6 protein-coding genes are annotated in these 11,489 nt (G+C 67.5%); 1 reads left to right on the plus strand and 5 read right to left on the minus strand.

The features are described from left to right. The first annotated feature begins 303 nt into the window (after positions 1-303). Entirely contained in the window at positions 304-1,809 is a 1,506-nt protein-coding gene (locus C5O79_RS10445) for an NYN domain-containing protein (protein ID WP_122473713.1), read from the plus strand. A 79-nt stretch (positions 1,810-1,888) separates the two neighbouring features. Here the strand turns inward: C5O79_RS10445 and C5O79_RS10450 are convergent, their stop codons facing one another. The 5 genes from C5O79_RS10450 to C5O79_RS10470 all read right to left on the minus strand — a co-directional run bounded on the left by C5O79_RS10450 (position 1,889) and on the right by C5O79_RS10470 (position 11,275). Then, positions 1,889-2,272: a VOC family protein gene (locus tag C5O79_RS10450; protein WP_122473714.1), complete on the minus strand. Its 384-nt coding sequence runs from the start codon at positions 2,270-2,272 to the stop codon at positions 1,889-1,891. 106 nt (positions 2,273-2,378) lie between these two features. Next, complete coding sequence (locus tag C5O79_RS10455) at positions 2,379-5,687, minus strand: efflux RND transporter permease subunit (RefSeq protein ID WP_046545292.1); 3,309 nt, start codon at positions 5,685-5,687, stop codon at positions 2,379-2,381. 3 nt (positions 5,688-5,690) lie between these two features. Continuing rightward, on the minus strand, positions 5,691-8,810 hold the full coding sequence (locus tag C5O79_RS10460; RefSeq protein WP_122473715.1) for an MdtB/MuxB family multidrug efflux RND transporter permease subunit: 3,120 nt from the start codon (positions 8,808-8,810) through the stop codon (positions 5,691-5,693). Between the two features lie 15 nt (positions 8,811-8,825). Then, the gene (locus tag C5O79_RS10465; RefSeq protein WP_122473716.1) at positions 8,826-10,196 is read right to left on the minus strand and encodes an MdtA/MuxA family multidrug efflux RND transporter periplasmic adaptor subunit; all 1,371 of its coding nucleotides are present in this window, start codon (positions 10,194-10,196) and stop codon (positions 8,826-8,828) included. A gap of 254 nt (positions 10,197-10,450) precedes the next feature. After that, a complete protein-coding gene (locus tag C5O79_RS10470; RefSeq protein WP_046545295.1) occupies positions 10,451-11,275 on the minus strand; it encodes an IclR family transcriptional regulator in 825 nt (274 codons plus the stop codon). Positions 11,276-11,489 lie beyond the last annotated feature (214 nt).

Consider the following 11,489-nt stretch of genomic DNA (forward strand, 5'->3'; position numbering starts at 1 on the left):
CCTTGCTCGATGCGTCATCCTTCCAGATAGGGACGGACGACCGATAACTCAAGTGTAATGTCGATTTGCCGATGCGGCGGGTGTGTATTAAGGGGCGTACCGGCATCGGGCGCACCGGCACCGGGCGCCGGCCACGGCTGCCCGGCGCGGGCACGCGATCTGCGGCCGCGCGACCGATACCGACATTCCGGTCGCCAATCGTTCACACGGATGCGGGAATGACGCGCCGACCGGCTATCATGTGCGCGATGCATTTTTCGCCGTTACGTCATACAACGCATCGGCCCACTGGTTGGAGTACACATGGCATTACCCCTGGACAACGTCAGCATGGCCGTGTTCTGCGACTTCGAGAACGTCGCGCTCGGCGTGCGCGACGCGAAGTACGAGAAGTTCGACATCAAGCCCGTGCTGGAGCGCCTGCTGCTGAAGGGCAGCATCGTCGTGAAGAAGGCCTATTGCGACTGGGATCGCTACAAGGGCTTCAAGGCGTCGATGCACGAGGCCAGCTTCGAGCTGATCGAGATTCCGCACGTGCGCCAGTCGGGCAAGAACTCGGCCGACATCCGGCTCGTCGTCGACGCGCTCGACCTCTGCTACACGAAGTCGCACGTCGATACGTTCGTGATCATCAGCGGCGACTCGGACTTTTCGCCGCTGGTGTCGAAGCTGCGCGAGAACGCGAAGAAGGTGATCGGCGTCGGCGTGAAGAAATCGACGTCGGACCTGCTGGTCGCGAACTGCGACGAATTCATTTTCTACGACGACCTGGTGCGCGAGCAGCAGCGCACGCTCGCGAAGCGCGAACAGCAGCAGCGCGCGGGCAACGGCGGCGCGAAGCGGCCCGACGAGCCGTCGCGCAAGCACGACCTGGACGCGCGCAAGGCCGAGGCGATCGCGCTGGCGGTCGAGACGTTCGATGCGCTCGCGTCGGAGCGGGACGACGTCGGCAAGATCTGGGCGTCGGTGCTCAAGAGCGCGATCAAGCGCCGCAAGCCGGATTTCAACGAGTCGTACTACGGGTTCCGCGCGTTCGGCAACCTGCTCGACGAGGCACAGGCGCGCGGCCTGCTCGAAGTGGGGCGTGACGACAAGTCGGGCGCGTTCGTGTCGCGGGCCCGCCAGTCGGCGGCCGCGGAGCATGTTACGGCGGGCGGTGAAAGCGGCGGGCACGGCGGCGCGCACCACGGTGCGCGCGCGGCCGAGCCGGCTCGGGCTGGGCGCAATGCGCAACGTCGCGGGCAGCGGGCGGAAGCGGTCGTGCACGAAAGCGTGCAGGTCGAAGCGGGCGAGGCGGAAGTGGCCGAGGTGGCCGAGGTGGCCGAGGTGGTACCGATGATGCCGCCGGTGGAAACGGCCGAAGTGCCCGACACGACCGACGCGCATGGCGATGCGAAGGATGGCCGCAAGCGCGCGCGCAAGACCGCGGTGAAAAAGGCGGGCGCGAAGAAGGGCGCCGCCGCGAAGAGCGCAGGCCGTCAGGCAGGCGGGAAGCCGGACGACGCCGGGCATGCCGCGCCGAAGCACGGCGGCGACCAGCACGCGCACGGCAAGCATGGCGACGACGCGCATCGCGACGCGGAGCAGGGCGACGAGCGGCATGTCACGGCGACGCACGCCGGGCCGGCGGCAGGCGATGCCGGCGGCGAGCGTGCCGCCGCCCAGCCGTCGCACGACGCGGCGCCGGCTGAAGCCAATGCCGAAGCGGTTGCGCAAGCGCCGGCCGCTGCCAAGCCGAAGAAGCCGGCACGCAAGGCCGCACCGCGCGCACGTCGTCCGCGCAAGACGGCGGTGGACGCTGCCGAGTAACGTCGGTCGGCCGGATGCCGTTCCGAGCGGGGCGGCATCCGCGCCACGGTACCGTCCGGTGCAATGCCGGCCCGTTGAACTAGCCGTTCACCGCGTAAGGCTGCGTCATCACTTCGAGGAAGTGGCCGTCCGGATCGTCGAAGTACACGCCGCGGCCGCCGTTGTGGCGGTAGATGTCATCGGGTTGCCGCTTCGCCGGATCGGCCCAGTGCGGCACCCCGCGTTCGCGAATGCGCGCGAGCACGCGATCGAAGCCAGCTTCGTCGAGCAGGAACGCGTAATGCTGCGACGCGATCTCTCCCGACCGTTCATGGAAATCGAGCGACACGCCGTTGCCGAGCGGCACGACCAGCATCGCGCCGAACGGCGTCGGCGGCGGCAATTCCAGAAGCTCGGTGAGGAAGCGGCTCGACGTGCGTTTGTCGCGACACCAGACGATCGTATGGTTGAGCTGGACGTTCATGGTGTGTTCCCGTGAAGGGCCCCGCGGTGGGCATGGACTCACGATAGCCGATCGTCGCCGCTGTTCAAGCGCAAAAAAACGGCCGCCCTCGGGCGGCCGCTTTTCATCACTCACCGGCGACGGCCGGCCCGCCGTTGTTCCCGCGGCGGTTGCGCCGCTTCTCGGCCCATACGCGGAAGCGGTCCATGTACAGGTACACGACCGGCGTCGTATAGAGCGTCAGCACCTGCGACACGATCAGGCCGCCGGCGATCGCGATCCCGAGCGGCGCGCGCAGCTCGGCGCCGTCGCCGTTGCCGAACGCGAGCGGCAGCGCGCCGAGCAGCGCGGCCATCGTCGTCATCATGATCGGGCGGAAGCGCAGCAGGCACGCCTCGTGGATTGCGTCGAACGACGACTTCTGATTGTTGCGCGTCTGGTCGATCGCGAAGTCGACCATCATGATCGCGTTCTTCTTCACGATCCCGATCAGCAGGATCACGCCGATCAGCGCGATGATGCTGAACTCGGTCTTGAACAGCAGCAGCGCGAGCAGCGCGCCGACGCCGGCCGACGGCAGCGTCGACAGGATCGTGATCGGGTGGATGTAGCTCTCGTACAGGATCCCGAGCACGATGTAGACGGCCAGCAGCGCCGCGAGGATCAGGATCGGCTGGTCGTTCGTCGACTGCTGGAACGCCTGCGCGGTGCCCTGGAAGCTGCCGACGATGGTCGGCGGGACGCCGACCTGCGCCATCGTCTGGTAGATCACCTGCGTCGCCTGCGACAGCGACACGCCGGGCGGCAGGTTGAACGAGATCGTCGTCGCGACGAACAGCCCCTGGTGGTTGACCGACAGCGGCGTCGTGCTCGGCCCGAAGGTCGCGATCGCCGACAGCGGAATCATCGTCGACTTCGACGTCGACACCGACGCACCCGACGACGCGCTCGACTTGCCGCTCGCCGCGATCGCGTTGAGCGCCTGGTTGCGCGCGGAGTCCGACGCGATCGCCGCCGCGCTCTGCGTGGCCGTGCCGGCGCTCGACGTGCCGGCGGAGGTCGCGACGTAGGTGCCGGCCGCTGCGTTGGTGGTCTGCGAGCCGTTCGCGCTGCCGCCCGACGTGCTGATCCACACCTGGTTCAGCATCTCGGGGCTCTGCCAGTACTTCGGCGCGACTTCCATCACCACGTGGTACTGGTTCAACGGGTTGTAGATCGTCGAGACCTGGCGCTGGCCGAATGCGTCGTACAGCGTATTGTCGATCTGCGCGGGCTTGATGCCGAACCGTGCGGCCGTCGCCCGGTCGATCGTCACCATTGCTTCCATGCCGCCTTGCTGCTGGTCGGAGTTCACGTCGGTCAGCTCGGGGCGCTTCTGCAGCGCCTCGGTGAGGATCGGCCCCCATTTGTACAGGTCGGCGCTCGAATCGCCGAGCAGCGTGAACTGATACTGCGCGTTGCTCTGCCGGCCGCCGACGCGAATGTCCTGCGCCGCCTGCAGGAACGTGCTCGCGCCGGCGACGTCCGACAGCGGGACGCGCAGTTGCTGGATCACCTGGTCGGCCGACAGCTTGCGCTCGGTGCGATCCTTCAGCGTGACGAACATGAAGCCCGAGTTGGTCTGCGTGCCGCCGGTGAAGCCCGCGACGCTCTTCACGTTCGGGTTGCTCTGCACGATCCGCATCATCTCGGAGAACTTCAGCTTCATCGCCTGGAACGACGTCGACTGGTCGGCCCGAATGCCGCCGATCATCAGCCCGGTGTCCTGTTGCGGGAAGAAACCCTTCGGCACGACGATGTACAGGTAGACGTTCAGCCCGATCGTCGCGAACAGGGTCAGCAGGATCAGGAGCGGCCGGCGCAGCGCCCACGACAGCGAGCGTTCGTAGCCGCGCTGCATGCGACTGAAACAGCGTTCCAGGAAGCGCCCGAAGCGGCCTTCGTTTTGCGGGTCGTGCGACTCGGGCAGCAGGCGCGCGCACATCATCGGCGTGACCGTGAGCGACACCGCGAGCGATACGGCGATCGCGAGCGACAGCGTCAGCGCGAACTCGCGGAACAGCCGCCCGACGATGCCGCCCATCAGCAGGATCGGCAGGAACACCGCGACGAGCGAAATGCTCATCGACAACACGGTGAAACCGACCTCGCGCGCACCGTCGAACGCGGCCTGCATGCGCGACTTGCCGTTCTCGATGTGCCGCGAGATGTTCTCGAGCACGACGATCGCGTCGTCGACGACGAAGCCGGTCGCGACGATCAGCGCCATCAGCGACAGGTTGTCGATCGAGAAGCCGAGCAGGTACATCGCGCCGAACGTGCCGATGATCGAGATGGGCACCGCGACGCTCGGGATCAGCGTCGCGCGCCAGTTGCGCAGGAACAGGAACACGACCATCACGACGAGGCTGACCGCGATCAGCAGCGTATGCTCGGTGTCCTTCAGCGACGCGCGAATCGTGGTCGAGCGGTCGAGCACCGGCGTGACGGTGATGTCGGCCGGCAGCGACGCGGTGAGCTGCGGCAGTGCCGCGCGCACGCGGTCGATCGTGTCGATGATGTTCGCGCCGGGCGAGCGGTAGAGGATCACGAGCACCGCGCGCTTGCCGTTCGACAGGCCGAGGTTGCGCAGGTCCTCGACCGAATCGACGACGTCCGACAGGTCGGACAGCCGCACGGCCGAGCCGTTGCGGTAGGCCACGACGAGGTCGCGGTATTGCGATGCCTGGGATGCCTGGTCGTTCGTATAGAGCTGGTAGCGCTGCGGGCCGAATTCGATTGCGCCCTTCGGTGCGTTGGCGTTCGCGGAGGCCAGCGCCGCGCGCACGTCCTCGAGGCCGATCCCGTAGTGGAACAGCGCCTGCGGCTCGAGCTCGACGCGCACGGCCGGGTTCGCGGAGCCGCTGACCGACACCTGGCCGATCCCGTCGATCTGCGACAGCGACTGCTGCAGCACCGTCGACGCGGCGTCGTACAGCTTCGCGGCCGGTGACGTTTCAGACGTCAGCGACACGATCATGATCGGCGAATCGGCCGGGTTGACCTTGCGGTAGGTCGGGTTGCTCTTCAGCGCGGCGGGCAGGTCGGCGCGCGCCGCGTTGATCGCGGCCTGCACGTCGCGCGCGGCGCCGTCGATGTCGCGGTTCAGGCCGAACTGCAGGATGATCCGCGCGTTGCCGACCGTGCTGGTCGACGTCATTTCGGACACGTCGGCGATCGAGCCGAGGTGCCGCTCGAGCGGGCTCGTCACGCTGGTTGCAACCGTTTCCGGGCTCGCGCCCGGCAGCGACGCCTGCACCGAGATCGTCGGGAAATCGACCTGCGGCAGCGGCGACACCGGCAGCTTGACGAACGCGAACAGGCCCGCGAGCGCGACGCCGATCGCGAGCAGCGTCGTCGCGACGGGGCGGGTGATGAAGGGGCGCGACAGGTTCATCGCTTACGCGCCCGGATGCGTGCCGGCATCGGCGCCGGGGCCGTGCCGCTCGAACCAGCCGCGCACGCGGCGCGCGAGCGAGTCGAAGCCGAGGTAGATCACGGGCGTCGTGAACAGCGTCAGCACCTGCGACACGATCAGGCCGCCGGCGATCGCGATCCCGAGCGGCTGGCGCAGCTCGGAGCCCGCGCCGGAGCCGACGATCAGCGGCACCGCGCCGAGCAGCGCGGCGAGCGTCGTCATCAGGATCGGCCGGAAGCGCAGCAGGCACGCCTGGTAGATCGCTTCGCGAGGCGGCTTGCCTTCGACGCGCTCGGCCTCGAGCGCGAAGTCGATCATCATGATCGCGTTCTTCTTCACGATGCCGATCAGCAGCACGATGCCGATGATCCCGATGATGTCGAGGTCGTGCCCGGTGATCATCAGCGCGAGCAGCGCGCCGACGCCGGCCGACGGCAGCGTCGACAGGATCGTGATCGGGTGGATGTAGCTCTCGTACAGCACGCCGAGCACGATGTACATCGTGATGACCGCGGCGAGGATCAGGAACAGCTGGTTCGACAGCGACGCCTGGAACGCGAGCGCCGCGCCCTGGAAGCGCGTCTGGAACGACGCGGGCAGCCCGATGTCCTTCTCGGCGGCGCCGATTGCCTTGACCGCCTCGCCGAGCGACGCACCCGCCGCGAGGTTGAACGAGATGGTGGTCGACGGGAACTGCGACAGGTGCGCGACCAGCAGCGGCGACGGCCGCTCGTGGAACGACGCGATCGACGCCAGCGGCACCTGGCCGCCGCCCGCCGACGGCAAGTAGATGTCGTTCAGCGATTGCGCGTAGTGCTGCTCCTTCGGCTCGGACTCGAGAATCACGCGGTACTGGTTCGACTGCGTGAAGATCGTCGACACGATGCGCTGGCCGAACGCGTCGTACAGCGCGTTGTCGACGGTCGCCGGCGTGATGCCGAAGCGCGCGGCGCTCGGGCGGTCGATCTCGATGTAGACGGACTGGCCGTTGCTCTGCAGGTCGGTCGCGACGTCGGCGAGCGACGGTTCCTGCTGCAGCCGGGCAACGAGCTTCGGCACCCAGGTCGCGAACTCTTCCGAGTTCGGGCTCGTCAACATGAACTGGTACTGCGTCGGGCTGACGGTCGAGTCGATCGTCAGGTCCTGCACCGACTGCATGAACAGCGAGATGCCGGTGATGTTCGCGACGCGGTGCTGCAGGTCGCGGATGATCTGCGCGGCCGTCTCGGAGCGTTCGTCGCGCGCCTTCAGGTTGATCAGCATCCGGCCGCTGTTCAGCGTGATGTTGCTGCCGTCGACGCCGATGAACGACGTGAGGCTCTCGACGTTCGGATCCTTCAGGATCTCGGCCGCCAGCGCCTGCTGGCGCTCCGCCATCGCGCCGTACGAGATCGACTGCGGCGCTTGCGTGATCGCCTGGATCACGCCGGTATCCTGCGCGGGGAAGAAGCCCTTCGGCACGTAGACGTACAGCAGGCCGGTCAGCGCGAGCGTCAGCAGCGCGACGACGAGCGTCGAGCGCTGGCGGTTCAGCACCCATTCGAGCGCGACGGCGTAGCGCGCGATCACCCAGTCGATCGCGCGGTGCACGCGTGCCTCGAAGCGATGGCTCTCGGGCGGCGGCGAGTGGCGCAGCAGCTTCGCGCACAGCATCGGCACGAGCGTGAGCGACACGATCGCCGAGATCACGATCGTCACCGCGAGCGTGATCGCGAATTCGTGGAACAGGCGCCCGACCACGTCGCCCATGAACAGCAGCGGGATCAGCACCGCGATCAGCGACACCGTCAGCGAGATGATCGTGAAGCCGATCTGCCTCGAGCCCTTCAGCGCGGCCTCGAGCCCCGATTCGCCTTCCTCGACGTAGCGCGCGATGTTCTCGATCATCACGATCGCGTCGTCGACCACGAAGCCGGTCGCGATGGTGAGCGCCATCAGCGACAGGTTGTTCAGCGAGAAGCCGGCCATGTACATCACCGCGAGCGTGCCGATCAGCGACAGCGGTACCGACAGGCTCGGGATGATCGTCGCGTAGACGTTCGCGAGGAACAGGTACATCACGAGCACGACCAGCGCGACCGCGAGCAGCAGTTCGAACTGCACGTCGCGCACGGCGGCGCGGATCATCGTCGTGCGGTCGGTGACGATCTCCACGTCGAGCGCGGCCGGCAGCGTTTCCTGCAGCTTCGGCAACTGCGCCTTGATCGCATCGACGGTCGCGATCACGTTCGCGCCCGGCTGGCGCTGCACGTTCAGGATGATGGCCGGGTCCGAATTCACCCACGCGCCGAGCTTGGTGTTCTCCGAGCCGGCGACGACCGTCGCGACGTCGGTGAGCATCACCGGACGGCCGTTCTTGTAGGCGACGACCGCGCTGTTGTACTGGTCGGCGCTCGTCAGCTGGTCGTTCGCGTTGATCGTATACGCGCGCGTCGGGCCGTCGAAGTTGCCCTTCGGCGTGTTCACGTTCAGGTTCGAGATCGTCGTGCGCAGGTCGTCGAGGTTCATCCCGTATTTCGCGAGCGCGGTCGGGTTAGCCTGGATGCGCACGGCCGGGCGGTTGCCGCCCGACAGGCTGACGAGACCGACGCCCGCGACCTGCGAGATCTTCATCGCGAGGCGCGTGTCGGCGAGATCCTGCACCTGCGTGAGCGGCAGCGTCTTCGACTTGACGGCGAGCGTCAGCACCGGTGCGTCGGCCGGGTTGACCTTCGCGTAGATCGGCGGGGCAGGGAGGTCGGACGGCAGCAGGTTGCCGGCCGCGTTGATTGCGGCCTGCACTTCCTGTTCGGCGATGTCGAGCGGCAGGTCGAGCGAGAACTGCAGCGTGATCACGGACGAGCCGGCCGAACTCTGCGACGACATCTGGTTCAGCGACGGCATCTGCCCGAACTGCCGTTCGAGCGGTGCGGTGACCGACGAGGTCATCACCTCCGGGCTCGCGCCCGGGTAGAAGGTCTGGACCTGGATCGTCGGATAGTCGACTTCCGGCAGCGCGGCGAGCGGCAGGAAGCGCAGCGCGACGAGACCGGCCAGCATGATCGCCGCCATCAGGAGGGCGGTGCCGACCGGCCGGAGAATGAAGAGGCGGGATGGATTCATCGAGCGGCCCGCGCGTTACTGGGCCGCGGAGGCCGCTGCCTGCGACGCGCCGTGCCTGTGTTCGCCGCGATGGCCGCCGGCGCCCGATGCGCCCGACGCCGCACCGGCGCCGCGTGCGCCCGACGCGCCTTTCGGCTTGTCGGCCGGGATCGAGATCTTTGCGCCTTCGCGCAGGCGGTCGGAGCCGTCGGTCACCACGCGCTCGCCGACCGACACGCCGCTGACGATGCTGGTGCGTTCGCCGTCGACCGGGCCGATCGTGACCTTGCGCACGGTCACCGTGTTGTCGGGTTTCACGACGTAGACGAACTGGCCGATCGAGCCGGTCAGCACGGCCGAGGTCGGCACGATCGTCGCGTTGCGCAGCACGTCGACGAGCAGGCGCGTGTTCACGAACTGGTTCGGGAACAGCATGCCTTCCTTGTTATCGAAGTTCGCGCGCAGCTTGACGGTGCCCGTGCTCGTGTCGATCTGGTTGTCGAGCGTCGCGAGCGAGCCCGTCTCGAGCGGCACCGTGTTGTTGCGGTTGTACGCGGTGACCGACAGCTTCTGGCCCGCGTTCACCTGCTTGAGGATCTGCGGCAGGTTGTCTTCCGACGTGGTGAAGATCACGCTCATCGGCTGCAGTTGCGTGATCACGACGAGGCCGTTGGTATCACCCGGCGTCACGTAGTTGCCGGGGTCGACCTGGCGCAGGCCGACGCGGCCCGACACCGGCGCGGTGATGCGCGCATACGTGAGGTTCAGCTTCGCGGAATCGATCGCGGCCTGGTCGGTCTTCACCGCGCCTTCGTATTGCTTGACGAGGGATGCCTGCGTGTCGACGGTCTGCGACGCGATGGAGTCTTGCGACAGCAGCGTCTGGTAGCGCTTCAGGTCGAGGCGCGCCGTCGCGAGCAGCGCCGTGTCGCGCGCGTGCGTGCCTTCGGCGTTCTCGAGCGCGACCTGGTACGGGCGCGGGTCGATCTGCGCGAGCAGGTCGCCCTTCTTGACGATCTGGCCTTCCTGGAACGCGACCGACTGCAGGTAGCCCGACAACTGCGTCTTGACCGTGACGTTCGCGAGCGGCGTGACGGTGCCGAGCGCGGACAGCACGATCGGCATCTCGCCCTGGGTCGCGGTCGCGACCTGCACGGGCTGCGGAACGTTCGCCATCGCGGCGGGGCCGCCACGGCCGCGGTGGCCGCCGGCGCCACTGGCCGCGCTTGCGCCCGCACCGCCCGCACTGCTGCCGGACGCCGGCGTGCGGTTCCACGGATGCCACCACAGCAGGCCGCCGATGACGACGACCGCGAGTGCGCCGGCCATCAGCGTGCGGCGCGGGCGCCGCGCGGCGGGCGACGCGGGGTCTTTCGAAGGGGGCGTGGGCTTTTGTTCGTTATCCATCGTGATCTGTCAGGAAGACGGCGCGGCGGGCCGGAAATCGGACTGCTGGGCTGCGCGTGGGCGAGCGGTGCCGGGGAGGGGGCGCCCGGCTCGGTCCGGGCCCCCGCCGGTCTGCGCGGGAAAAGAGCGGTGCGCACCGCGAGTGCGGCGCGACGATGGGCATGATCCTACGTCCCGTCCCCGTTACAGTCCAGTGGTCTATCTTTCAACGGGTTACGGTCGTTACAGAACGCGGCAGTACGATGACGAAACGATTACACGCCGATGCGACGGGCTGGTGCGCCGCCGATCTCGCGGGTGATTTTCGCGATGCATTCGTGCAGCGCGGGCACCACGTGTTCGTGCAGCCATTCGGGCGGGCACTGGTGCGACGCGCCACCGCAATTCACCGAATAGCGCTGGCCCGACGGACCGACGAAACCGGCCGCGACGGCATTCAGGCCCTCGCGCCATTCGCCGAGCGCGATCGCGTGGCCGTCGCGCATCGCATCGTCCAGCGCGGGGGTCAGGCGGGCGGACACATGGGGCCAGTCGTCGCCCGCCGTGGTGCGCAGCGACTCGAGCAGCAGGCGGCGTTCGTCGTCCTCGAGTGCGGCGAGATACGCACGGCCGACCGCGGTGCGCGCGATGTCCATCCGCGAGCCGATTTCGAGGCGCGTGACGAGCACGGCCGAGCGTGGACGGATCACGTCGATCGCGACCATGTCGAGCCGGTCGCGCACCGCGAGGTGCACGGAAAGCGACGTGCGTTCGGCCAACTCGATCATGAACGGCCGAGAACGCGCGCGGATGTCGAAGTTGCGCAGGAAGCCGTGGCTCAGTTCGAGCACCGACGCGGTGAGCACGAAGCGCTCGCTGTCGGGCAACTGGAACAGGAAGCCGGCGCTGACGAGCGTCGCGGTGATGCGCGAGACGGTCGGCTTCGGGATGCCGGTCAGTTCGGTCAGCTCGCGGTTGCTGACGGGCGCGTCGGCCGCCGCGATGCGGCGCAGCACGGCGAGGCCGCGGGCGAGGGCGGTGATCTCGTCGGGCGACGATTCACGGTCCCGCGACGCGGGAGGGGTTACAGTTGTCGACACGAGGGATTCTCTCTAATTCCGAAACTCGATTTCAATTTTGTTGGAATTGTAGGACTATTGTCAAAGGATGCATGTTCTGCTGGCGAACCGGTCATTGGATGAGATTTTACGGGTTCACCCTTGGTTTATTAGGAAAACGTTCAAATGTGCGTTGCCAGAAAGTGCATGAACCGGTGCAAATACCGCTTGACTTGTCGGGCGGAAACGGAAAGAA

The organism is Burkholderia sp. SRS-25 (genome assembly GCF_004343765.1).
GTDB classification, from domain to species: domain Bacteria; phylum Pseudomonadota; class Gammaproteobacteria; order Burkholderiales; family Burkholderiaceae; genus Burkholderia; species Burkholderia contaminans.